Genomic DNA, 21853 nt, shown 5'->3' with positions numbered 1-21853 from the left:
TCTTGCCAGCCGAATGTGACCCAGGCGCTGTTTCCCCGCAATCCCTAGCAAAGAGGGAAGCGCTCTTTTAGCGAAAGCCGGCCTCGCCATGCGCGTGCAGCTTGGGCCCGCGCTCCTCGATCGGCTCCAGCGCCTTCTCGACCGGCACGTTCGGCGCGTCGAGAATGGCGGGCTTGGACCCTTGCGGGTTGTGCGCCCACTTCACCGCGTTGCGCAGCACCTTCTGCACGGTGGCGTCGTGGTAGGTCGGATAAGTCTCGTGCCCGGGCCGGAAGTAGAAGACATTGCCGGCACCGCGCCGGTAGGTGAGACCCGAGCGGAACACCTCGCCGCCCTGGAACCAGGAGATGAAGACGGTCTCCAGCGGCTCCGGCACGGCGAACTGCTCGCCATACATCTCCTCGTTCTCAAGCTCGAAGAACTCGCCGACGCCCTCGGCGATCGGATGGCTGGGGCTCGTTACCCAGAGCCGCTCGCGCTCGCCCGCCTCGCGCCATTTCAGCGTGCAGGGCGTGCCCATCAGCCGCTTGAAGATCTTCGAGAAGTGCCCGGAATGGAGCACGATCAGCCCCATGCCTTCGAAGACGCGCCGGGCGACGCGCTCGACCACCTCGTCGGCGACCGCGCCATGATCCTTGTGGCCCCACCAGACGAGCACGTCGGTCTCGGCGAGGCGGGATTCCGGCAGGCCGTGCTCCGGCTGCTCCAGCGTCGCGGTCGAGGCGGAGATCGCCTTGTCCGCATTCAGCGCCTTGGCGATGGTCGCATGCATGCCTTCCGGATAGATGGAGGCCACCACCTCATTGGTCCGCTCATGGATGTTCTCGCCCCAGACGACAGCGCGAATTGTCATGGATTGCCTCGTGAGTGATTGGGAGCCGCCCCGCGCCATAGATAGCGCCTTCATCCGCTATTGAAAGTGGTTTTCGGCCTTCGCTTCGCTGTGCATGGAGGCCGGCGCGAAAGTCTCGTTGCCGGCCAATGATATACATTCTTATGCTTTGGCGCTGATTCAACCGCCGCGCAGCCAATTGGCAAGCGCCACGCCTCGGCTACAATATCAGCCATGGGCGAAGTGCTTGTAGGGACAGCGATCTTTGCTTGCCTGGCCGGGGCCTCGCTGGTCAGCCTGATGGTGCACGAGCGCTTCCCCACTCACCATCTTGGGGACGACACCAGCGCGGTGGTGCGGCTTGCAGCGAACCTTTTCGTGGTGATGTCCTCGCTTATGCTCGGCCTGATGATCAACTCGGCCAAGAACACATTCGAGTCTATCAACGGCAACGTGCACACCTTCGCTACCGATCTCATTCTGCTCGACCGAACGCTCCGACACTATGGGCCGGAGGCTGACAGCGCCCGGCAGTCGCTCACGGCTTATGTCCAGCGCGTCGTCGAGACCTCCACGGCCGACAGCGATACGACCGTCGTCCCGAACAGGCTGTCGGAACTGCTGCTCAATCAAGTCGGCGACCTCATGGCCGGATTGACGCACACAAATGCCAGGCAGACCGCCACGCAGCAGGCCGCGACGCAGCAGCTGCAGAAGCTGGTCGAGCAACGCTGGATACTTGCCGAGCAGTCAGAGGGCGCCATTCCCGCTCCGGTGATCGTCCTGCTCGTTGCCTGGCTGACGCTGATCTTCGCCAGCTTCGGTTTCAGGGCGCCGCGCAATGGAACCGTCGTCTTCACATGCCTCATTTCCGCGGCGTTGGTGGCCGCGGCGATCTATCTGATCATCGACATGAACTCACCCTTTTCAGGCCCGATCCAGATCTCGCCGGCGCCCCTGCAAAGGGCGCTGGCGGAACTGACCACGCAATGAGTTCACCGGCTGGATTGGCCGAGCAGTTCAATCAGCAGCCTTGCCGCCACCTCGGCGCCGTCAGCGCGGATGTTGCCAGCCACAACCGCCGCGCGAGCGTGGGTTTCGGGCGCCAGCGTCACCTCCAACGCAGCCGATAACGACTCCACCGTAGGCATGGGGCCGTCGTGCGCGGCGCCGATACCGAGCTCGGCCACGCGCTTGGCCCAGTAAGGCTGGTCGCCGATCTGCGGCACGATCACCTGCGGCGCTCCCGCCCGCGCGGCGGCGACCGTGGTGCCGGCACCGCCGTGATGAATGACCGCGGCGACGCGGCCGAACAGCGCCTGCTGGTTGATCTCGCTGACTTCGAAGCAGTCATCGCGATCATCGATGAGGCCGAGCCCGGCCCAGCCCTGCGCGAGCACCGTGCGGAGACCCCTGGCGCGGATCGCTTCGATGGCGGCGCGGCCGGCTTCCTTGGCGACCGATATCGAGCCGAAGCCGACATAGACCGGCGGCGGACCGGCATCGAGGAACGCGTCGAGCCGATCGGGGAGGGGCCGTTCGTCTGGCAGGATCAAGGCGCCGGTCTGCACGGCGTCGATCAGGTCCGAGGGCAGCCATGGCCCCAGCACCGGGTCGCAGGCGAGCAGGACGGGATTGCCGTAGACATAGTCCCGGACATTTTGCACGGGAGGTAGTCCGAGCGATGCGCGCTGGCCGTTGACCGCCTCGCCGAACAGCGCGTTCTTGGTCCGGATGTCTGTCTCCCACAGCAGCCGGTTGTCGATCACGCCGACCGGCAGCGGATGTCCAGGATATTCGTGCGGCCGGTTGTGCTGCGACGGCAGCCAGATGGGGCAGAACGTGCCGAGCATGTAAGGCATGCCGCGTTGTTCCGCGACCAGCCGCGCGGCGGCGCAGGATGGGAAAAGGCCGAACGCCACCACCGCGTCGCAGCCTTCGGCGGCCGCGCTCAGCGCCTCATATTGCCTGGCGGCGATCTCGGCCGCCTGGCCGGAGATGAGCCTGGCCCGGTCCTCGGGCGACGCCGATCGCGACCGGTTGACCATTTCCTTCGCCCATTCGCGCACCGGCGCGAAGGCCGGCGCAAAAGCCACGCCGGCGCGGGCGGCCAGCGCCGCAAACTCCGCGTCGCCCGGCGCGCTCACCCGGGCCTCGACGCCATGCGCCTGCAAGGCCGCGCCCAGCGCCGCCAAGGGCTCGACGTCGCCGCGCGAGCCGTAAGTCGATAATAAGATCCGCATTCAGTGCTCCGTTTTCTTTTTTCGGAGCAGCGTTGATACGCCATGCCCGGGGGCTTGCCGCAAGTCCGGGCTGCGCCATATCTACATCCTGGGAAGGGTCGTTATCGCTCCCAGGTCAGATTGTCGCCACGGCTGCAAGCCGCGACGGCATGGCCACAGCGGCGCACATTTTGGCGCCCTTCGGATCAGCAAGTGGGGATGACACAAATGCCGGCGACACGTTCGCCGGCAGAGAAGGATTAACCCTGGCGGCCTTCCTGGGCGACCTGGGTGGGGGACCTTGTCAGGCGCGGGACGACGACAAGGCGCTTGATCTTGCCGCTTTTGTAGGCGGCAAGGAAGCGGTGATAGTCCTTGAAGACGACGCAGCCATTGGATTCCGCACGGCCGCCGCGCAGCATGTAGGTGTGGGCAAGCAAGCCGTTGCGGCCGTATTTGTTGCTGCCGCTGGCCGGCGTGAGCCTGATGGCCTCTACGCCATGGAAGCGCGATTCACGCATCGACAGATTGTAGGTGTCCGGCGGCGTCGGGCCGACATTCTTGCGGTTGACGAAGCGCGGCTGGTCGACCATCGAGCCCAGTCCCGAATGCGCCTCCAGCTTCGAGCCGTCGGGCATGTAAACGGTCCTCGCCGAAATATCGTAGACGGCGACGCCATTGCCCGTCGACGGGCCGTTGAACAGGCTGCGGAAGGCGCTGCCCAGCCCACCGCGCTCCGGCGTGTCCGGCTTGGCATAGGCGAGCATTTCCGACGCCTGCGCCTTGCGCTTGGCGGGCTTGGAATCCGCCACCATCGGCTTCGAATTCTCTACACCCGGCAGGGCCTGGTCGCCGCTTCTCGGCGAGGCCGCCGCCGGCGCGCTCTGCGCGGTGTCGGATTCGGCCGGCTGCGGCTTGCCCTTGGCGGCCTGAGGCTTCACGGCCTCCGGCCTCTGCGGCTTGGCCGCATTCTGCTCAGGCGCCTCGGTGGCGCGCTCGAGCGTGGTGCGCGGCCGAAGACCAGGCACGGCAATGCTGTCGGGCAGATCGTCCTGCGGCGGCAGCGAGGCGAGCTGGTACGCGCCGTCCTTGCCATCATTGTCGGTATTGCCGTCGACATCGGGCGCGTCGCTGTTCTGCAGCGCGACGGCGGTCGGAACATCCGCCGTATCCTCGGGCGCGACGTTGGCAAGCGCCAGCGCCAGTTCGGAAGCGCCGGGGGTCTCGGCCGGCTGCGGACCGAAGCGGGCCTCGATCGGAGCGTCCGGCTGCGCGCCGCCGAAGCGGCTGGCCGAAGGCAGGCTTGCAAGCAGGAACGGCGCGCTCTCGGCACGGGCAAAGGCATCGGCAAGCTTCTGCGGCGAAAGCGCCGCGCGCTTCACCACGCCATCGAAGCGGTCGGCGGCTCCGGCGGCCGAAGCCACCACCACGGCCTTTTCATGCGCCACGCTGTCGGGCGCCGGCAGCTTGAGCCGCGCCATCTTGCCGTAATGGCCATTATTCTTTAGTTTTTCAATGGCTTGGCCGTCATGCCTGAAGCTTGTCGCAAGGCTGAAGCACCCGACATCGCAGCCGCCGGTGAGCGAGGCGGCCTTGTAGCCGCCATTGACGCCAAGATGCGGCGCCCAGGCATTGGCGATCTGCCGGCGCTGGTCGCCAAGCGCGATGGTGCGCGGCGAAAGCATGCCTTGCGGCAATCCGTTGGAAGCGGCGGTCAGTGAGGTGCTCACAGAATAGAGCCCCGCCAAGGTGGCGGCGGACCATAAAGCGAGGGCGGCGCCGATAGCAGGCACCAGAACCCAACGATGACCAGACTTTTTCGAAGTTACCTCCCCCTGAGGAGCGTCACCCCGGTTTTTCAAACGCAAAAACGCCATACGACCACTCTCAATCGGCATGCCGGTTTTCGCACCTGGCACCCGTCACGATCACAGTTCGCCGGTGCCCCCTGCACCTTCACGCGTCTGTTGCCGATTGATTCAAAAGATGGACAAAGATGGTTAACCAATCCCTCCACCAATCGCCGATTTGGCGACGGTCCACACGAAAAAAGAGCCCTCCATGGTCTTCGCCACGGTAAAAATGCTCTCCCTCACCCGCTTTGCTGCCCGTTTTTCCGGCCTCTGTCAAGAAACCGTGAACAACGGAACCGCGACATCTTCAGCCGGCTAGAGGCCGATTGGGGTCAAAATGCGACTATTCGGCAAACCTTGAAACAGGCAGGCCGGAAATGTTGTGGACCAGCCGATCGGGCGGCGGTCCAGGACCGCTTTTTGCACCATACGGACAAACACCCCCAAAAAAAGTCACCGCGATGGGGGCAGCTTCCGCCCGCGATATCCCTCTTGACCTTCCAGTTACTGGAACCAGTAGCGTTCGCATAGGATCGTCCCGGCGGCGTCCTTCCCAATCGCGATCCAGGAGAAAAAGATGCTGACGGTCGATGTTTCCGAAACGCCGGCCGAGGCGATGCCGCCGCTGCCCGGAAGCCTGCGGCCGATCGCGCCGCTTGGGGTTCCCACCGTCAGCCGCCGTCTCGTCCTCACCGAGGCCATGACGATGAATGCCGCGAGCGGCGAGACGGTGCGGCGGCTCACGCGCCAGGAGCGGCCGGGAGCGCGCATGTACCACTGCCACATCCTCGAGCATCAGCAGCTCGGCATGATGGGCATCGTCGACGTTAAGGCATGAGGTCTCGCGTCATTCTGAGGGTGGTTTTGCTGGCGCTCGCCGGCCCGTTGATCCTTGCTCCGTCGCTGGCCGCGGGGCCCGCCCACACCATCGTGGCCGCTCGCCAGGCCTCGATGAAGGAGATGGCGGCCGCCGCCAGGGCGATCGCCGAAATGTTCGACGGCAAGCGCGCCTATGAGCCGGCGGCCTTCAAGGCGGCGGCGGACACGCTGAGCGCCCACGTCGGCGGCCTGACCGGCGAATTCCCGCAAGGCACGCTTGGCGCGCCATCGGCCGCCAAACCGGAGATCGACCAGGCCCGGCCGGAGTTCGAGGCGCTCGCCCGCCATATCGGCCGGCTCGCCGACGCGCTCGCGATCAAGGCGGGGAACGCGCCGCCGGGGATCACCGCCGACATGCGGATGACCGGCCCGCCGATGGATGGCGGCAGCCTGCTCGGCAAGCGCCCGGGCGCGGCTGAAGCCGATCCGGCCAGGATGCCGGCGGAACATCTCCTGCACCTCATCCTGCAGGACTGCACGAGCTGCCATTCGAAGTTCCGGCAAAAGCAACAGTAAACGCGGCCACCGACACGCGCTTTTCCGCACAATCAAATCAGTTTGTGCTAATATACTGAGGCCATGCTCATCCGTGCATGACAGGTTTAGGGAGGATGCGATGAAGACGATGAATCGCAGGTCTGCAATCGCGCTCGGCGTGACGGCCGCAACGGTTGCTCCCCTGTTCGCAACGGCAACATTTGCGAAAACCAAGAAGTACGGTGCGAACGAAGGCAAGGAGATTGCGCCGGGCGTCAGAGTGGTCGAGGTCGGCGCCGGCAACTCCGACATTCCCGCCTACAAGAGCATCTCGATTGTTGACGTGGTGTTTCAGCCCGGAGCGCACGCTCCTCAAAGTGTGATGGATAACGACATGGTATGCACCATTACTTCCGGCGCATTCACCATCAAGAAGGCGGACAAGGAGTTCAAGCTCAAGGTCGGTGACATGTACACCTGCTCCAAAGGCAAGACCGACGAGGCGACGAATACCAGCAAGGAAGTCGGCGTGCATCGCATCGCCGTCCTTGTGCCCGCGTAAAGGATAGAGCGACCCAGCTCTTTGATAGAGCCCCCGAACCGTTCAACGGAAGGCCTTGGCGATTTGCCAAGGCCGGCCCCGTAAAGACATATCGCGGCGGCCTTGGCCGTGCGGCTTTGCTATGGCGAGAATTCACCGCTGGATGCCTGCACCATGAGGATCTTTAGGCTAGAGGCCAAGGGTTGCGGCCGCCACAGCCAGGTACCGGCCGGCCTTGGCAACGGTGACGATGGCGATAAAGCTCCATAGGGGCTCGCGCAGCACGCCGGCCATCACCGTCAGCGGATCGCCGATAAGCGGAGCCCAGCTCAGCAGCAGGCTCCATCGTCCGTAACGGTGATAGCGCGCCGCCGCGCGGTCGAGCGCGGCAGGCTTTATCGGAAACCATTTGCGGTCGCGGAAGCGATCAATGCCGCGGCCCAGCAGCCAGTTGACCACCGAACCAAGCACGTTCCCGATCGTCGCGGCCAGAACCAGAGCGGCCGGCGAATGGGTCCCGACCAGGAGAAAGCCGACCAGAAGTGCTTCCGATTGCAGCGGCAGGATGGTCGCGGCGGCGAAGGCGGTCAGGAAAAGTCCGCCGAAGGCGGCAAGGTCACCAAGCATTGCCGCCCGTCAGTTCGCCTTTGGCCATTTCGGCTCCCTATATCTTCGGCGTGGGTCGTGGAGACAGCCGACCAGCTCCGGTTTTGGCCGGCGCGTATCACAAAAGTGACGCGCTCGCTCCCCTATATGCTAGGCTTATGTCGTCAAAACAGGGTCATCGTCATGGATGCCAGCGAATTGCAGGCCATAGGCGACACGCTGATGCGTCTCGTCACCCCCGGCATGACGCCGAAGGATCTGGTCAAGGCGGTGCGCAAGGAGCATCCCGGCGCCAGGAAGAAGGACATCGCCCGCGCCGCCTTCCACGCCATCATCGCCAATGCCGACCAGGACCCCGGCAAATCGCGCAACCTCCAGGCTTTCGCGCTTGCCGAGCGCACCCAGCAATCGGAATAAATTGCCGCGAATTGTAACATTGGGCTTGCTGGAAACTTAATAAGCGACTTCTAATTTATGGCTCCGCCGGCAACTAGCCCCAACCGGTACTAAGCCCATGACCAAAAACCTCGGCAATGCCAAACCCAGCGCTCCAGCCAAGGAGATAAGCGCCTCGCTCTTTGGCAGGGCGGCGCCGGCGCTGTTTCCGCTGGTGGTCGCGGCACTCGGCTATCTCGTCGGCCGGCATTATTTCGGCTTTTGACGCGCGGCCGGCTTCAGTTGGTTTCCAGTCTGATTGTGATTGGTCCGTCTCGGCCCCTGCGCTTGCAGCTTTGGTCCTAGGGCCTAGGTCGTTCTTGCCCTCGCATGGGCGCGAGCGCATCCTTTCCTGTAGCCGGCGGCCTCGCAAACTCCGGTCAGGCCCGGCCGCCGAACCCAGTATCACCCCCCAAGGCAGCCGGGCCGCCCATCGCTCCCCACCATTCCGCGAGTTTTCTAGTCTTTGCTCCGGATGAGGCGACGTGGGCGCCACAATCGTTTTTGTCCGTCAGATTTCAAAAATCTATTGAGTATCGGCGAGTGCCTTCGCACTAAATGTCGATCAGCTCCGCTTTCGGCAACTTAAGGCGCTCTAGATCGTATTGGGTCTAGGCACCAGATACTTGGGCGGACGGGCAGGAGCCGTATGATAACAAGCGAGCCAGACAGTGTCCGTGTAAAAGGCGTCAATGGCCAATGGATCGTGCGCGTCGTCGACGGTGGCAGGCTGACGCAGCAAGTGTTCGACATTCACGAACAGGCCGAGAGCTTCGCCGAGGAGGAGCGGCTGCGATTGGGGCTTCCCGGCGAGCCACCGGCGGCGGAGCCTGCCGGGCCGCCGCAGAGCGGACAGGCTGGCTGAAGATCGTCGACTGTGAAAATGCGAGACAAATAGGCGGACGCAGGTGTGCATTTGCCTCGACGCATTGGCCACGCAGGGCCGCCCGCTGACCCAAGCGTTTGAACACAGGTCGCCGGCGGCGCGCGGTGTTCCGACTTCGCTATCCCATATGTTGCGCCCTGAGCGTCTCCTTCATCCGCTCGAGCGCCGGCTCGCCGCCGGCCGCGAGGTCATTGGCGATTTGGGCAAGCTTGTCGTCGGCCTTGCGGTGTTTGCTGCCCCAGGCGCCTAGTGTCGCCAGCAACGGCAACAGGTCGATGCCGGCATCGGTCAGCCGGTAGATCGCCTTCAGGCCATGGCTGGGGTCGTCGCTGCGGGTGAGGATGCCTTCGTCCTGCAGCGTCTGCAGCCGCTCGGCCAGCGTGCGCGACGAGATGCCTTCGTCTGACTGCAGGAATTCGCGAAAATGCCGTTTCCCGGCGAAAGCCAGGTCGCGGATGATGAGCAGCGTCCAGCGGTCGCCGAGCAATTCGAGCGAGAGGCTGATCGGGCAGCCGGACCGTCCCTTGGTCGCCATCAACATGCTTCCATTTGTAAATCACTTTACTATTGACACCATTGCCGCTTTGCGTCAACAGTTCCAAAAGTAAATCATTGGTGAGCAGAACGAAGATGAAGAAGCTGATCCTTCAGATGCAAATGTCGGTGGACGGCTTTGTCGGTTCCGATGAGGACCGTCGCTGGCAGCTTTGGGAATGGAGCGACGACAGCGACTGGGACGAGGAGCTCAAACAGGATTTCAATGCCGTCTTCACGACCGTCGGCACCATCCTGTTGAGCCGCAAGATGGCGGAAGAGGGCTACCTTACCCATTGGGGCAATGCGGCGAAGAAATATCCGAAGGATCGCTTCTATGCTTTCGCGCAGCGCATCGTCGAGGCCGAGAAGGTCGTCGCGAGCGACAAGCTTGCAGCGTCGCGCTGGGAACGGACACGGGTCGTAAGCGGCGACCTGCCACGCGAGGTCGACGCGCTGAAGCAGGGCGAAGGCAGCGACATCGCCGTGTTCGGCGGCGCCGGCTTCGCCTCGGCGCTGATCGCCGCCGGCCTGGTCGACGAGTTCCAGCTCTTCATCAATCCGGCGGTTCTGGGCAGCGGCCGCCGCATCTTCGACAAGAGCGGGTTTGCCAGGCTGACGCTCCTCGGCTCGAAGTCCTATGCCTGCGGCATGGTGGTGAGCCGCTACGCGCTCGCGCAATGAGAAGCGGCAACCGAGCCCGCGCCGCCTTGAATCAATCTTGCGGCGCGCCTTTCTGACTGGCCCCCGGCCTCAGTGCCCCGCTTGGTCGGCGTCGGTCAGCGTGCCGAGGAAGGCGACGATGTCGTCGATCTCGGCATCGGTCAGCGCCGGCTTGTCGCCGGGCTTTCTGCCGTTGAACGGCGGGTCGGTGTTGAGGTTCGGCCAGTAGGCTTTCGGCAGGTCGTCGAATTTGTCGACCGTGCCGTCGGTCTTCTTCGGATACCAGCGCGCGGGGTCGCTGTCGCGGCTGGCGTAGAAGGCGACCGCGTCCCGCAATGTATGGAAGTAGCCATTGTGGAAGAAGCTTTTGCGCAGGGCCACGTTGCGCAGCGTCGGCGTCTTGAACAGGCCGCAATATTCGGCGCGGCCCTTGAAGTCGGTGCGCAGCGGGCCGCACAGGCCGAGGTCGAAATAATCAGGATCGGCATTGGCGGGGATCGCCGGATTGCGCGGCACGGCAATCGCGATCAGGCCATAGTCGGTGAATTGCGGCGGCTCGCCGTCATTGGCCGGCTTGCTCAGATGGCAGCTCGCGCAATTGCCCTTCGCCTCGTCCTCGAACAGCATGCGTCCGCGCAATTCCTGCGCCGAAAGCTGCGCCTTGCCGGCGAGGAAGGCGTCGTAGCGGCTGGAATAGGGATAGAAATCGGCGCTGCTCTGCTCGAAGGTGCCGAGCGCTTCCACCGCGGCGTCGAAAGCGTCCTGCGGATGGTCGAAGACATCGGCGCCAAAGGCCGCCTTGAAGGCTTCTTCATAGGGCGCCTTGCGCAGGCTGGCGGCCACCTCAGCCTCATCCTTATTGCCCATCTCGAAGGGCGACAGCAGCGGGATCCTCGCCTGGTCCTTGCCGTGGTCGGCGCGGCCATCCCAGGTCAGGCCGCCGGTCGGGCCGTTGTCGACGCTCTCGTCGCCTTCGTCCTCGGAGTCGTAGAAATGCTCGGTGAAGGCTGGCGCCGCCTGCAAATAGCGCAGCGACGGCACGGCGCGCACGCCGGGCTGGTCGAGCTTGGCTCCGCCCATCTCGACCGGCGAGGCCGAGGCCGGTCCGAAAGCGTGGTTGGGATCGTGGCAGGTCGAGCAGGCCTGCTTGCCGGAAGCAGACAGCGAAGGGTCGAAGAACATCTGCCGCCCAAGCGCCGTCAGCGCGTCGGCGCGGGCGAAGGCTTGCGCGCGCGTCATTGGGCCGGGATGGACGCGCAACGGCTCCGCGGTATTGGCGGGTGCGGTCAAGCCGACGATCGAAGCTGCCAGCAGGGCGATCGCGTGATTCCTCAATCCCATCGTCTTCGGCGACATCCTTGATTTCTTTCGCCAAGTTTCCTTCGCGACGTAAGGATCGAGTGCAACGGATTGATGACCGGCTTTCTCGCTCACGAAACCGTGTTTGACCGGGACGGAACTGTCACAAAGGTGACAAGGCGTCGAAGTAGCTGGGCATTGATGCAGTTGCGTTCCTGCGTTGCCGTCCTCCAGCCATTCCCCAGCCACGAGGCATCCTTCAATGACCCGGTCCCTTCTCTCCCTTTGCCTCGCCACCACGGCGCTGGCATCGCTCTCCGCTGCTGCCCATGCGGCTCCTCCCGGCTACGACAAGATCGACACCGTCGTGGTTATCTACGCCGAGAACCGCAGCTTCGATAACCTCTATGGCGGCTTCCCCGGCGCCAACGGCCTGGCCAACGTCTCGCCCGGCCAGGCGCGCCAGCTCGACCGTGACGGCAAGCCGCTCCCCGAACTGCCGCCGGCCTGGGGCGGGCTGACCGGCAAGGGCGTCACGCCGGCGGTGACGGAAGCGCAGACCGCCCATCTCGCCAACGCGACCTTCGCCATCGACGATCCCAAGGGCTTCAACGAAGGCACCAACGTCGTCACGCATGATCTCTGGCACCGCTTCTACCAGGAGCAGATGCAGATCGACGGCGGCAAGAACGACAAGTTCGTCGCCTGGGCCGATTCCGGCGGGCTGGTGATGGGCCATTACGACGGCTCCAACCTGCCGATGTGGAGCATCGCTAAGAAATACGTGCTGGCCGACAATTTCTTCCAGGGCGCCTTCGGCGGCTCCTTCCTCAACCACTTCATGCTCGCCTGCGCCTGCGCGCCCTACTACCCGAATGCCGATACCAGCCCGGTGAAGGGCCAGATCGCCATCGTCGAGCCGGATGGCGTGACGCTGAAGCCGGCCGACAATTCGCCCGCCTCCGCACTTGGCGGCGTGCCGAAATTCGCCAATGACGGCGCCATCACCCCAGACTTTTATGCCGTCAACACCATGCAGCCGCCCTACCAGCCGAGCGCCAACAAGCCGGCCGAGGGCGGCGACAAGGCGCTCGCCGACCCGGCTGCGCCGACCACGCTGCCGCCGCAGCACGAGATCACCATCGGCGATCTCCTGTCGCTGAAGGGCATTTCCTGGGCCTGGTACTCTGGCGCATGGCAGGCGGCGCTCGACGGCAAGAACGCGACGCCCGTGCCCAACTTCCAGTTCCACCACCAGCCCTTCAACTATTTCGCGGCCTATGCGCCCGGCACCGCCGCGCGCGCCGAGCACATCAAGGACGGCGGCCTCGGCGGCGAAGAGTTCATCAAGGCGATCGACGACGGGAAGCTGCCGCAGGTCTCCTTCTACAAGCCGCAGGGCAACCTCAACGAACATGCCGGCTATGCCGACGTGACCTCGGGCGACCAGCATCTGGCCGACATCGTTTCGCATCTGGAGAAGAGCCCGCAATGGGCGCATATGCTGGTGGTCGTCACCTATGATGAGAATGGCGGCTTCTGGGATCACGTCGCGCCGCCCAAGGCCGACCGCTGGGGCCCCGGCAACCGCGTCCCGGCCTTCATCATCTCGCCCTATGCGAAGATGGGCATGGTCGACCACACGCAGTACGACACCACCTCGATCCTGCGCTTCATCACCAACCGCTACGACCTGCCGGTGCTGCAAGGCATCGTCGCCCGCGACAAGGCGCTGCGCAACAACGACCAGCCGCCGATGGGCGACCTGACGGCGGCGCTGGATCTGACGAAGTAGCCGTTTCCTCGCCCCGCCAAAGGCGGGGAGCCGCGAAGCGGACGGAGAGGGGCCTTCGTGGGGCGCCAAGTTTAACTGCCTGGCACCGCTTTACCCCTCATCCGCCCTTCGGGCACCTTCTCCCCGTGAACGGGGAGAAGGCCAGGACGTGACGCCCGCGACAAGCCCTTTCTCCCGTCACTGTACGGGGAGAAATGTCCGGCAGGACAATGAGGGGCAGCGCTGACATTGCAGGTTGTCCTTGTCAAACCCCGTCAGCTATCAATAGCCGCCAAACTGGAGACGACACGATGGCGGACCTCAAGGTCAGAACCCGCAAGGCCGGCGCGCTCGCCGTCCTGCCGCCGGGCGGTCTGCCGGCAATCACGACGCCGACCGGCGGCGCGGTCGGTGTCGTCACGCAGGTCAGCGCGCCCGGCTTCAGCCCGCTTGACCTGCTCTATGCCTCCTTGGCCGCCTGCATGGTGCTCAGCGCCCGCATCGCCGCGACCCGCCTCGGCGTCGCCGACAGGCTCGGCGAGGTGAGGGCGAATGTGAGTGGCGACAAGGCGAAGGATGAGCCTTCGCGCATCGAGACATTCACGGTCAAACTGGAGATCACCGGCGACCTCGACGCGGCGACCAAAGAGCGCATCCTGGCCGACGCCGAAGACATCTGCACCGTCTCCAACACGCTGCGCGGCGCGCCGGTGCTTCACGCGACGCTCGGATGAGGCCGATGGCGCATCTCTCCGCGATCGACTACGCCACCGCCTCCGACGACATCCGCGCCGAGCACGACCGCGAGTTCAAGCTGCGCGGCCGCATGACCAACATGAAGCGCATCCTTCTGCATTCGCCGGCCGCCCACCGCATCTACGCCGAGTGGTTCACGCTGCGCGACCTTCTCAAGCCCGCACTCGACGATCGCGCCATCTGGCTGTTCTCGAAAGCGATTGCGGAGACGATGCTCGCCGAGATTCCGGTCACCTTCTTCCGCAGGGCGCTGATCGAGGCCGGGCTCGATCCCGAAGCGATCGATCCCACCGCGGACGAGGCGCTGCTGATGTCCTTTGGCAAAGCGGTTGCAGCCGACGCCAATACCGTTCCGGACGAGACCTGGGCGGCGCTCAGGGCCCGCTACGACGAAACGCTGCTGGTCAACCTCACCGCCTTCGCCGGCATCATGGTGGCGACCTGCGTGTTCACCAATGCGGTGAAGGTGGATCTCGACCCGGAGCTGGAGGGGTATCGGAGGCGGTGAAGCGCGGCCTTTCCTTCTCCCCTTGTGGGAGAAGGTGGATCGGCGCGTTAGCGCCGAGACGGATGAGGGGTGTTCCAGCTTGGCGATAAGCGCGAAGCCTCCGCCGCCTCATTCCTTCCAGCACCCCTCATCCGACCTCGCTTAGCGAGGCCACCTTCTCCCACAACAAGGGGAGAAGGTGAGGCCGCGCTACCTCCGCAGGAATCGGGTGGCCGAGGCGCCTCCTTCGCCCCACCTTGGTGGCAAGCAAGGAGCCATCCCGATGACCGTCCACTCCCTGAACACCAAGCGCGCTACTCGCTCCGCCGAATCCCGCGTCGCCGCGCAGGATTGGCGCGCGCTGGTATCAGACCTCAACGCCCATGGCAGCGCCGTCATGCCCGGCCTGCTGTCGGCGGAAGAATGCGCTGATATCGCCGGCCTCTACCCGCATGAGGAGCATTTCCGAAGCCATGTGGTGATGGCCCGCCATGGTTTCGGCAAAGGCGAATACCGCTACTTCAACTATCCGCTGCCGGACCTGATCGAGGGTCTGCGCACCGCGCTCTATCCGCGCCTTGCCACGATCGCCAATGACTGGAACGAGAAGATGGGCGTGGCGCTTCGCTATCCAGCCGACCACGCCGCTTTCCTGAAGCGCTGCCACGACGAGGGCCAGACCAGACCGACGCCGCTTCTCCTGCAATACGACCCCGGCGACTTCAACTGCCTGCACCAGGACCTCTACGGCGCGCTCGCCTTTCCGCTGCAGGTGGCGGTCCTGTTGTCCGAGCCCGGCGAGGATTTCACCGGCGGCGAATTCGTCCTCACCGAGCAGCGCCCGCGCATGCAAAGCCGCGCCGAGGTGGTGCCGCTGAGAAAAGGCGATGCGGTGATCTTCGCCGTGCACAACCGGCCGGTGCAAGGCACCAAGGGGTACTATCGAGTGAATTTGCGCCATGGCGTCAGCCGCCTGCGGTCGGGGCGGCGACATACGGTTGGAATTATCTTCCACGACGCGAAGTAGGGCGCAGCGCTGTTCCTCGCCCCCGCCGAGGCGGGGGAGAGGTGTCCGCGAAGCGGACGGACAGGGGGTCTTCGAAGGGCGCTCCCCCTCTCCGTCTCGGCTTCGCCGAGCCACCTCTCCCCCACTTCGCGGGGGCGAGGAACCTTCATCCTGCGGCGTTTGCGCTCTTCCCCTCGCACCCTCATTCGCGTACACGCCGGGCCAAATCCCGCCACATCAGCGCAGTTTCCCGGACCGTCCCATGATCCGTCTCGAAAATATCGGCAAGCAGAACGGCCGACAGATCGTCTTCATCGAAGCCTCGGCCGCCTTGCAGAAGGGCGAGAAGGTCGGGCTGGTCGGCCCGAACGGCGCCGGCAAGACGACCTTGTTCCGCATGATCATCGGTGAGGAACAGCCGGACGAAGGCCAGATCTCGGTCGATCGCGGCATCACCATCGGCTATTTCAGTCAGGATGTCGGCGACATGGAAGGCATGAGCGCCGTCGCCGAGGTCATGGAAGGCGCCGGGCCGGTGAGCGCGGTGGCGGCCGAGATGCGCGAGCTCGAGCAGGCCATGGGCGATCCCGAGCGCGCCGACGAGATGGACGCAATCATCGAGCGCTATGGCGAATTGCAGCATCGCTTCGAGGAGCTCGACGGCTATGCGCTGGACGGCCGCGCGCGCGAGGTGCTGGACGGTCTCGGCTTCAGCCAGGAGATGATGGACGGCGACGTCTCAAAACTTTCCGGCGGCTGGAAGATGCGCGTGGCGCTCGCCCGCATTCTCCTGATGCGGCCCGACGTCATGCTGCTCGACGAGCCGTCGAACCATCTCGACCTCGAAAGCCTGATCTGGCTCGAAAAATTCCTGAAGGACTATGACGGCGCGCTTTTGATGACCTCGCACGACCGCGAGTTCATGAACCGCATCGTCACCAAGATCATCGAGATCGATGCCGGCGCGCTCACCTCCTATTCCGGCAATTACGAATTCTACCAGGAGCAGCGCGCGCTGGCCGACAAGCAGTTGCAGGCGCAGTTCGAGCGCCAGCAGGCGATGCTGGCCAAGGAGATCGCCTTCATCGAGCGCTTCAAGGCGCGCGCCTCGCACGCCGCCCAGGTGCAGAGCCGGGTGAAGAAGCTCGACAAGATCGACCGCGTCGAGCCGCCCAAGCGCCGCCAGACGGTGGCCTTTGAGTTCCAGCCGGCGCCGCGCTGCGGCGAGGACGTGGCGACGCTGAAAGGCATCCACAAATCCTATGGCAGCCGCTCCATCTATTCCGGCCTCGATTTCCAGATCCGCCGCCGCGAGCGCTGGTGCGTGATGGGCGTCAACGGCGCCGGCAAGTCGACGCTGCTGAAGCTGGTCGCCGGAGCCTCCGAGCCCGACGAGGGCTCCGTCGCGCGCGGTCCGAGCGTCAAGATGGGCTATTTCGCCCAGCACGCCATGGAACTGCTCGATGGCGAGCGCACCGTCTTCCAGACGCTGGAGGACAATTTTCCGCAGGCCGGCCAGGCGCCGCTGCGCGCGCTTGCCGGCTGCTTCGGCTTTTCCGGCGACGAGATCGAGAAGAAGTGCCGCGTGCTGTCGGGCGGCGAGAAGGCCAGGCTGGTGATGGCGCTGATGCTGTTCGACCCGCCCAACCTCCTGGTGCTCGACGAGCCGACCAACCACCTCGACATCACGACCAAGCAGATGCTGATCGAGGCGCTGTCGCAGTATGAAGGCACGATGCTCTTCGTCTCGCACGACCGCCATTTCCTGGCGGCGCTGTCGAACCGCGTGCTGGAGCTCACGCCCGACGGCATCCACACCTATGGCGGCGGCTACACCGAATATGTCGCGCGCACCGGGCAGGAGGCACCGGGGCTGAGAAGCTAACGCATGTCTCCCGAAAGTGGGAACCGGTTTCAGGATAAAGACATGCGTAAAATCAAAACCCTAAAGCGCATGGAGCGAATCTGAAAGATCGCGACGCGCTTTTAGGCATCTTATTCAGAGCGCGTCGTAGACGGCGTCGATCAGGGCCTTGCGACGCGGGTCCATATCGTCGAACCCCAGCATGCGGTTGGTGACGTAACCGAACCCGACGCCGGCGCCGGGATCGGCAAAGCCGATGGCGCCGCCCCATCCGGTGTGGCCGAAGCTTTGCGGCGACGCGCGGCCGGCGTAGACGGGATCCTCGATCTGATAGCCGGCGGCGAAGGCGGCCGGCAGCGCGAAGCTGTCGTCCATGCCGCGAAAGCGCGGCCTCGCTGCCTCTTCGATCGCCGCGCGGCCGATCCGGCGCTTGCCTTCAAACGTCCCGCCCGCCGCCATCATGCCGTAGATACGGGCCAGCGCATGCGCCGTTGACTGGCCGTTGCCGCCCGGCACCTCGGCGGCGCGCCAGGCGCGGTCGTTGGGTGCCAGGGCGCGCGGCGTCGGGTTGTCGCATGCATGGGGAAAGGGCGAGGCGCGCACGAACTCCACCCATTCGGAAGCTTTCGGGCCCTCGATCATCTCGGCGGTTCGGAAATCTTCCGTTTGCGGCAGGCCGACATGGAAATCGGCGCCAAACGGGTCGGCGATCTCTTCCGCGATGAAGCGGCCGACGCTGCGCCCGTCGACGCGCCGCAGCACCTCGCCGGCAAGGTGGCCGTAGCTGAGCGCATGATAGACGCAGCGGCTGCCGGGCTCCCACAGCGGCGCCATGGCGGCAAGCGCATCGACATAGGGCGTCCAGGCGAGCAGGCCTGCCTCGTCCATCGGCACGGCAAGGCCGTTCAGCCCGGACTGGTGCGACATGACCTGATCGAGGGTGATGCGTTCCTTGCCGCCGGCCGCGAATTCCGGCCAATAGCGCGCGACCGGCGCGCCATAGTCCAGCTTGCCTCGCTCGACCAACATCGCGATCGCCAGCGCCACGACGCCCTTGGTGCAAGACCAGACATTGATCAGCGTGTCACGCCGCCACGGGCGGGTGCGCGCCGCATCCGCATGACCGCCCCAAAGCTCGACGACGTCTTGCCGTCGGCCACGACCGAGACGCCGCCGCCATGTTCGAGGCCTTGGGAGAAACACCAGGCGAACGCGTCGCGCACGCCGGCGAAACGCGGATCGCAGAAGCCTTCTATGGTCATGCGCGGATTCCCACCAAATGCGCCTCAGCCGAACAGCTTGGTCACAAAGCCGCTGAACCAGGCAAGCTGCGCCACGTGGTGAGCTTCCATCAGCCGGTCCTGTTCGTCCCGGTCCTGCGCGCCGAGCGTCCCATAGGGCGCGCCTTGGCGCTCCTGCCAGCGCTTGAAGCCTGCCGGGCCTTGCTCGGCATGGAACTGCAAGGCGTAGGTCTTGTCGCCGATCCGAAACGCCTGGTTGGGGAACGTCTCGCTCGAAGCCAGGTGCACGGCGCCCGCCGGCAGGGCGAAAGTATGAAAATGGTTCTGCGGAAGGAACAGCGGCCGGTCGAGGAAGTCGCCGGCTTCGGCCGTGGGCACGATCTCGAAATAGCCGAACTCCCTGATGCCGCTTGCCACCGGCCCGACATCGGCGCCGAGATGCCAGGCGATCTGCTGCGCGCCCTGGCAGATACCGAGCAGCGGCAGGTCGTTTTCCAGGCAATGCTCGATCAGCGCGGCCTCGTGATCGAGGAACGGATGCTTGTCGGTGTCGAAGACGTTGAACGGACCGCCATAGATGACGGCGCCGTCGATATTTTCGAGATCGATCGCCTCGCCCTTGAACGGCATCGCCGTGGTAACCGCATGGCCGTTCGCCTCAAGGGTCGTCTGGGCGTGATCGTCGCCCGGTTCTTCCGAGTGCCGGACCAGAACGATGCGCTTCATCGGAACTCCTGCCGCTCATTTCGCGAGAACCACGGTAGAGCTTAGCGGGTCATTGGCAATGTGCCAGCCTCCGATCGTGTTTGGCGGCGCCGCCTCTCCATTCGTCCAGGATGGAGGCATGGGCGGCGCATCTCGGTATGGGCGCCTTCATCACCCCTTCGCCAAGCCGCGATCGATCAGCCGCGCCAAGCGCGCCGAGAAGGCCTTGGCGTCGGCCGGCTTGTCGCCATCGAGCACCCGCGCTTCGTCGTAGAGCAGATGCGCGGCGTCTTCCTTGAACGCCTTGTCGTCGTCGCCGAGCTTTGCCAGCGCCGCCACGCGTTCGTGGCGCGGGTTGATCTCCAGGATCGGCTTGGCCGCCTTGTCGAGCCGGCCGGCGGCGTTGAGCAGGCGCTCGAACTGGCGGTCCGGGCCATGCTCGGGCGCGACCAGGCAGACGGCGCTTTCAGTCAGCCGGTCGGAAGCCTTCACGTCTGACACCTCCTCGCCGAGCGTCGTCTTCACGAAGGCGAGGAACGCCGCGATGTCCGACGATGTCTCGGCATCAGGCTTCGCCGCATCGTCGGGCAGCGGGATGTCGGCAAGCTCCGCCGCGCCCTGCGTCACCGACTTGAACGGCTTGCCGTCGAATTCCGGCGTCATCGTCACCCAGAAACTGTCGACCGGCTCGGTAAGCAAAAGCACCTCGATGCCGCGCGCGCGAAACCCTTCGAGCTGCGGCGAGGCCTCCAGCCGGGCGCGGTCGTCGCCGGCCATGAAGAAGATCGCCTTCTGGCCTTCCTTCATAGCCCCGACATAGTCGGCAAGGCTGCGCCAGCCTTCGCCGGAAGCGGTCGAGCGGAAGCGCGCAAGCTTCAGCAGCTGCTCGCGCCGCTCGTAATCCTCATAGAGACCTTCCTTGAGGACGACGCCGAAATTCTCCCAGATCTTGGCATAGGTTTCGGCGTCGTTTTCGGCAGTCTTGGCAAGGTCGCCGAGAACGCGGCTGGTCACGCCCTTGCGGATCGCGGCGAGCAGCGGGCTTTCCTGGATCATCTCCCGCGAGACGTTGAGCGGCAGGTCGGCGGAATCGACCAGGCCGCGCACGAAGCGCAGATAGCGCGGCAGGAGATCGGCATCGTCGGTGATGAAGACGCGCCGCACATAAAGCTTCATGCGGCCCTTGCGATCCTGGTCGAACAGGTCGAACGGCCGCGATCCGGGCACGAAGGCGAGCACGCTGTATTCCTGCCGTCCCTCGGCGCGGAAATGGATGGTCGAGGCCGGCTCGTCATACTGGCCGGCGACGCTGCGGTAGAAATCGGTATATTCCTCCGGCTTGATCTCGCTCTTCTGCCGCACCCACAGCGCCGTTCCGTCGGCGATGTCGCGCGGCTCGGCGCCGGGCTTCTCGACAAGCGTGATCGGCACCGGCACATGACCCGACTGCGACTTCGCCAGCCCTTCGAGCCGGTATGGCGTGGTGTAGGAGGTGGCGTCCTCCATCAGATGCAGCACCACGCGGGTACCGCGCCTGGGCGCCGCCTCGATCGGGATCGGCGCGATTTCATAAGTGCCCTTGCCGTCGGACGACCAGCGGAAGGCCACGTCGCTGCCGGCCTGGCGGCTGATCACGTCGACCCGGTCGGCGACCATGAAGGCGGAATAGAAGCCGACGCCGAACTGGCCGATGAGCTGCGTGTCCTCCGCCGCCTTGCCGGCCTCGACGCGCTCCATGAAGGCGCGCGTGCCGGAGCGCGCGATGGTGCCCAGCGCCTCGGCCATCTCGTCGCGGCTCATGCCGATGCCGTTATCCTCGACGACAACCTCCTTGTTGTCCGGGTGGGCCGCGATCGTGATGCGCGGCTTGGCATCGTCGCCCAGAAGCTCGGGACGGCTCACCGCCTCGAAGCGCAGCTTTTCGCAGGCATCCGCTGCGTTGGAGATCAGCTCGCGCAGGAAGACGTCGCGGTCCGAATAGACCGAATGCACCATCATGTGCAGCAGCCGCGAGACGTCCGCCTCGAATGTCCTGGTTTCCGTCGCCTTGGTGTCAGTCGTCATTCAGAATTCCTGGGTTGGTCGTTTGTCCGCCGCGCAGCACGCGCCGGGCTTCGAATCTTCAGCTATTGTTGCTTATGCCATTGCTGCTTGTGGATGCGCGTCCTGCCAGCGCCGCGGGCGCAAGCGAGACCATGTCGGGCGCCAGAATATCGTGGCGGCGGGCGAAGGCAACAAGGGTTGCCCGCACTGTCTCGGCGTCGATTTCGCCGACAATGCCGGCTTTGCAGGCATTGAGCGCGATCGTATGCGCGCTGCTCCTGCTCGCGGCCGGCCAATCCTGCAGCAGGGCATAGGCTTCCGCCACCGTCTCCAGCCGCGCCGGCAAGCCCATGCCGACAAGCACCGTGACAGGCTCTTCAAAGCGGTCGTGGTTCATGGTCTGGACCCTCTTTCGGGTGGATAGCCACGGTTCCCGGGCGAAGCCCCCCGGCCAGCATATGTCGGCGCGGGTAGGGCGGTTGCAGGGCGATGCCATGCGGCCGCGGCTGGCCTATGCCGGGGAAGGCTTGCACCTTGACCGCGCCCGCCGGCGTGGTGTGCGTCGCTGAAACCTGCTGGTTCAGGCGCGGCGGCGGCAGCGCGCTATGCGCCTTGACCAGGGCTTCGATCCAGGCGGCGACCGCCAGCGGCACCGGCGCGCGCCCCTCGATCCAGCGCGTCGCATCGGTCCTGGAACAGCCAAGCTCCTGCGCAAGGTCGCCGGCGTCCCATCGCAAGCTTCTCAAGCAT

24 protein-coding genes are annotated in these 21853 nt (G+C 65.0%); 13 read left to right on the top strand and 11 right to left on the bottom strand.

The annotated features are described in order from the left end of the window. Window positions 1–67: 67 nt before the first annotated feature. Window positions 68–853: a ThuA domain-containing protein gene (locus tag EJ069_RS13415; RefSeq protein ID WP_126061692.1), complete on the bottom strand. Its 786-nt coding sequence runs from the start codon at window positions 851–853 to the stop codon at window positions 68–70. A 213-nt stretch (window positions 854–1066) separates the two neighbouring features. Here EJ069_RS13415 and EJ069_RS13410 point away from each other — a divergent pair, with 213 nt between their 5' ends. Further along, window positions 1067–1825 (top strand): DUF4239 domain-containing protein, encoded by a 759-nt coding sequence (locus EJ069_RS13410; protein ID WP_126061691.1) that lies wholly within the window; start codon window positions 1067–1069, stop codon window positions 1823–1825. A gap of 2 nt (window positions 1826–1827) precedes the next feature. Here the strand turns inward: EJ069_RS13410 and EJ069_RS13405 are convergent, their stop codons facing one another. Together EJ069_RS13405 and EJ069_RS13400 are read right to left on the bottom strand one after the other, a co-directional pair. Next, entirely contained in the window at window positions 1828–3075 is a 1248-nt protein-coding gene (locus EJ069_RS13405; protein WP_126061690.1) for a glycosyltransferase, read from the bottom strand. Window positions 3076–3314: 239 nt separating this feature from the next. Further along, window positions 3315–4784: a tlde1 domain-containing protein gene (locus EJ069_RS13400; protein WP_245456544.1), complete on the bottom strand. Its 1470-nt coding sequence runs from the start codon at window positions 4782–4784 to the stop codon at window positions 3315–3317. Window positions 4785–5484: 700 nt separating this feature from the next. On the opposite strand from EJ069_RS13400, the gene EJ069_RS13395 reads away from it, so the two are divergent. The 3 genes from EJ069_RS13395 to EJ069_RS13385 all read left to right on the top strand — a co-directional run bounded on the left by EJ069_RS13395 (window position 5485) and on the right by EJ069_RS13385 (window position 6825). Next, window positions 5485–5745 (top strand): multicopper oxidase domain-containing protein, encoded by a 261-nt coding sequence (locus EJ069_RS13395; RefSeq protein WP_126061688.1) that lies wholly within the window; start codon window positions 5485–5487, stop codon window positions 5743–5745. Continuing rightward, window positions 5742–6302 carry a cytochrome c gene (locus EJ069_RS13390; RefSeq protein WP_126061687.1) on the top strand — a complete coding sequence of 187 codons (561 nt, stop codon included), beginning with the start codon at window positions 5742–5744 and terminating at the stop codon, window positions 6300–6302. Before EJ069_RS13395 ends, EJ069_RS13390 begins: the two co-directional genes overlap by 4 nt. Window positions 6303–6402: 100 nt before the next feature. Continuing rightward, entirely contained in the window at window positions 6403–6825 is a 423-nt protein-coding gene (locus tag EJ069_RS13385; protein ID WP_126061686.1) for a hypothetical protein, read from the top strand. Window positions 6826–6993: 168 nt separating this feature from the next. On the opposite strand, the gene EJ069_RS13380 is transcribed toward EJ069_RS13385, so the two are convergent. Beyond that, entirely contained in the window at window positions 6994–7431 is a 438-nt protein-coding gene (locus EJ069_RS13380) for a YqaA family protein (RefSeq protein WP_126061685.1), read from the bottom strand. Window positions 7432–7593: 162 nt separating this feature from the next. Here EJ069_RS13380 and EJ069_RS13375 point away from each other — a divergent pair, with 162 nt between their 5' ends. From EJ069_RS13375 to EJ069_RS13370, 3 genes are all read left to right on the top strand, one after another. Then, a complete protein-coding gene (locus EJ069_RS13375; protein WP_126061684.1) occupies window positions 7594–7827 on the top strand; it encodes a hypothetical protein in 234 nt (77 codons plus the stop codon). A gap of 97 nt (window positions 7828–7924) precedes the next feature. Then, window positions 7925–8071: a hypothetical protein gene (locus EJ069_RS32755; protein WP_189341637.1), complete on the top strand. Its 147-nt coding sequence runs from the start codon at window positions 7925–7927 to the stop codon at window positions 8069–8071. A gap of 423 nt (window positions 8072–8494) precedes the next feature. Then, a complete protein-coding gene (locus EJ069_RS13370; RefSeq protein ID WP_126061683.1) occupies window positions 8495–8710 on the top strand; it encodes a hypothetical protein in 216 nt (71 codons plus the stop codon). 139 nt (window positions 8711–8849) lie between these two features. Here the strand turns inward: EJ069_RS13370 and EJ069_RS13365 are convergent, their stop codons facing one another. Continuing rightward, window positions 8850–9266, bottom strand: a complete 417-nt coding sequence (locus EJ069_RS13365; RefSeq protein ID WP_126061682.1) for a helix-turn-helix domain-containing protein — start codon at window positions 9264–9266, stop codon at window positions 8850–8852. Between the two features lie 95 nt (window positions 9267–9361). Between EJ069_RS13365 and EJ069_RS13360 the strand changes: the two genes are divergently transcribed. Continuing rightward, complete coding sequence (locus tag EJ069_RS13360; protein ID WP_126061681.1) at window positions 9362–9949, top strand: dihydrofolate reductase family protein; 588 nt, start codon at window positions 9362–9364, stop codon at window positions 9947–9949. Between the two features lie 69 nt (window positions 9950–10018). Here the strand turns inward: EJ069_RS13360 and EJ069_RS13355 are convergent, their stop codons facing one another. After that, window positions 10019–11284: a cytochrome-c peroxidase gene (locus EJ069_RS13355; protein ID WP_126061680.1), complete on the bottom strand. Its 1266-nt coding sequence runs from the start codon at window positions 11282–11284 to the stop codon at window positions 10019–10021. 205 nt (window positions 11285–11489) lie between these two features. On the opposite strand from EJ069_RS13355, the gene EJ069_RS13350 reads away from it, so the two are divergent. The 5 genes from EJ069_RS13350 to EJ069_RS13330 all read left to right on the top strand — a co-directional run bounded on the left by EJ069_RS13350 (window position 11490) and on the right by EJ069_RS13330 (window position 17135). Continuing rightward, on the top strand, window positions 11490–13022 hold the full coding sequence (locus EJ069_RS13350; protein ID WP_126061679.1) for an acid phosphatase: 1533 nt from the start codon (window positions 11490–11492) through the stop codon (window positions 13020–13022). 290 nt (window positions 13023–13312) lie between these two features. Beyond that, the gene (locus EJ069_RS13345) at window positions 13313–13735 is read left to right on the top strand and encodes an OsmC family protein (protein ID WP_126061678.1); all 423 of its coding nucleotides are present in this window, start codon (window positions 13313–13315) and stop codon (window positions 13733–13735) included. 5 nt (window positions 13736–13740) lie between these two features. Beyond that, complete coding sequence (locus EJ069_RS13340) at window positions 13741–14265, top strand: hypothetical protein (RefSeq protein ID WP_126061677.1); 525 nt, start codon at window positions 13741–13743, stop codon at window positions 14263–14265. A 262-nt stretch (window positions 14266–14527) separates the two neighbouring features. Continuing rightward, window positions 14528–15271, top strand: a complete 744-nt coding sequence (locus tag EJ069_RS13335) for a 2OG-Fe(II) oxygenase (RefSeq protein WP_126061676.1) — start codon at window positions 14528–14530, stop codon at window positions 15269–15271. Between the two features lie 241 nt (window positions 15272–15512). Further along, the gene (locus EJ069_RS13330; protein ID WP_126061675.1) at window positions 15513–17135 is read left to right on the top strand and encodes an ABC-F family ATP-binding cassette domain-containing protein; all 1623 of its coding nucleotides are present in this window, start codon (window positions 15513–15515) and stop codon (window positions 17133–17135) included. A 114-nt stretch (window positions 17136–17249) separates the two neighbouring features. Here EJ069_RS13330 and EJ069_RS13325 read toward each other — a convergent pair whose 3' ends face one another. The 5 genes from EJ069_RS13325 to EJ069_RS32750 form a co-directional block, all read right to left on the bottom strand. Beyond that, window positions 17250–18317, bottom strand: coding sequence for a serine hydrolase domain-containing protein (locus EJ069_RS13325; RefSeq protein ID WP_245456543.1), 1068 nt, complete (start codon window positions 18315–18317; stop codon window positions 17250–17252). 83 nt (window positions 18318–18400) lie between these two features. Then, window positions 18401–19081 (bottom strand): gamma-glutamyl-gamma-aminobutyrate hydrolase family protein, encoded by a 681-nt coding sequence (locus EJ069_RS13320; RefSeq protein WP_126061674.1) that lies wholly within the window; start codon window positions 19079–19081, stop codon window positions 18401–18403. Between the two features lie 150 nt (window positions 19082–19231). After that, window positions 19232–21124, bottom strand: coding sequence for a molecular chaperone HtpG (gene htpG, locus EJ069_RS13315; RefSeq protein WP_126061673.1), 1893 nt, complete (start codon window positions 21122–21124; stop codon window positions 19232–19234). Window positions 21125–21182: 58 nt separating this feature from the next. Then, on the bottom strand, window positions 21183–21500 hold the full coding sequence (locus EJ069_RS13310; RefSeq protein WP_126061672.1) for a DUF982 domain-containing protein: 318 nt from the start codon (window positions 21498–21500) through the stop codon (window positions 21183–21185). Further along, a complete protein-coding gene (locus EJ069_RS32750; protein ID WP_189476353.1) occupies window positions 21481–21849 on the bottom strand; it encodes a hypothetical protein in 369 nt (122 codons plus the stop codon). Before EJ069_RS32750 ends, EJ069_RS13310 begins: the two co-directional genes overlap by 20 nt. Between the last annotated feature and the right edge of the window lie 4 nt (window positions 21850–21853).

Source organism: Mesorhizobium sp. M2A.F.Ca.ET.043.05.1.1, from assembly GCF_003952445.1.
Classification (GTDB): domain Bacteria; phylum Pseudomonadota; class Alphaproteobacteria; order Rhizobiales; family Rhizobiaceae; genus Mesorhizobium.
The sequence above is the reverse complement of the archived record's forward strand: the minus strand, read 5'-3'. Positions and strand labels throughout refer to the sequence as shown.

What these genes read in the sequence shown, in the direction of transcription:
- EJ069_RS13415 (WP_126061692.1), bottom strand. Translation starts at nt 853, where the DNA reads ATGACAATTCGCGCTGTCGTCTGGGGCGAGAACATCCATGAGCGGACC.
- EJ069_RS13410 (WP_126061691.1), top strand. Translation starts at nt 1,067, where the DNA reads ATGGGCGAAGTGCTTGTAGGGACAGCGATCTTTGCTTGCCTGGCCGGG.
- EJ069_RS13405 (WP_126061690.1), bottom strand. Translation starts at nt 3,075, where the DNA reads ATGCGGATCTTATTATCGACTTACGGCTCGCGCGGCGACGTCGAGCCC.
- EJ069_RS13395 (WP_126061688.1), top strand. Translation starts at nt 5,485, where the DNA reads ATGCTGACGGTCGATGTTTCCGAAACGCCGGCCGAGGCGATGCCGCCG.
- EJ069_RS13390 (WP_126061687.1), top strand. Translation starts at nt 5,742, where the DNA reads ATGAGGTCTCGCGTCATTCTGAGGGTGGTTTTGCTGGCGCTCGCCGGC.
- EJ069_RS13385 (WP_126061686.1), top strand. Translation starts at nt 6,403, where the DNA reads ATGAAGACGATGAATCGCAGGTCTGCAATCGCGCTCGGCGTGACGGCC.
- EJ069_RS13380 (WP_126061685.1), bottom strand. Translation starts at nt 7,431, where the DNA reads ATGCTTGGTGACCTTGCCGCCTTCGGCGGACTTTTCCTGACCGCCTTC.
- EJ069_RS13375 (WP_126061684.1), top strand. Translation starts at nt 7,594, where the DNA reads ATGGATGCCAGCGAATTGCAGGCCATAGGCGACACGCTGATGCGTCTC.
- EJ069_RS32755 (WP_189341637.1), top strand. Translation starts at nt 7,925, where the DNA reads ATGACCAAAAACCTCGGCAATGCCAAACCCAGCGCTCCAGCCAAGGAG.
- EJ069_RS13370 (WP_126061683.1), top strand. Translation starts at nt 8,495, where the DNA reads ATGATAACAAGCGAGCCAGACAGTGTCCGTGTAAAAGGCGTCAATGGC.
- EJ069_RS13365 (WP_126061682.1), bottom strand. Translation starts at nt 9,266, where the DNA reads ATGGCGACCAAGGGACGGTCCGGCTGCCCGATCAGCCTCTCGCTCGAA.
- EJ069_RS13360 (WP_126061681.1), top strand. Translation starts at nt 9,362, where the DNA reads ATGAAGAAGCTGATCCTTCAGATGCAAATGTCGGTGGACGGCTTTGTC.
- EJ069_RS13355 (WP_126061680.1), bottom strand. Translation starts at nt 11,284, where the DNA reads ATGTCGCCGAAGACGATGGGATTGAGGAATCACGCGATCGCCCTGCTG.
- EJ069_RS13350 (WP_126061679.1), top strand. Translation starts at nt 11,490, where the DNA reads ATGACCCGGTCCCTTCTCTCCCTTTGCCTCGCCACCACGGCGCTGGCA.
- EJ069_RS13345 (WP_126061678.1), top strand. Translation starts at nt 13,313, where the DNA reads ATGGCGGACCTCAAGGTCAGAACCCGCAAGGCCGGCGCGCTCGCCGTC.
- EJ069_RS13340 (WP_126061677.1), top strand. Translation starts at nt 13,741, where the DNA reads ATGGCGCATCTCTCCGCGATCGACTACGCCACCGCCTCCGACGACATC.
- EJ069_RS13335 (WP_126061676.1), top strand. Translation starts at nt 14,528, where the DNA reads ATGACCGTCCACTCCCTGAACACCAAGCGCGCTACTCGCTCCGCCGAA.
- EJ069_RS13330 (WP_126061675.1), top strand. Translation starts at nt 15,513, where the DNA reads ATGATCCGTCTCGAAAATATCGGCAAGCAGAACGGCCGACAGATCGTC.
- EJ069_RS13320 (WP_126061674.1), bottom strand. Translation starts at nt 19,081, where the DNA reads ATGAAGCGCATCGTTCTGGTCCGGCACTCGGAAGAACCGGGCGACGAT.
- htpG (WP_126061673.1), bottom strand. Translation starts at nt 21,124, where the DNA reads ATGACGACTGACACCAAGGCGACGGAAACCAGGACATTCGAGGCGGAC.
- EJ069_RS13310 (WP_126061672.1), bottom strand. Translation starts at nt 21,500, where the DNA reads ATGAACCACGACCGCTTTGAAGAGCCTGTCACGGTGCTTGTCGGCATG.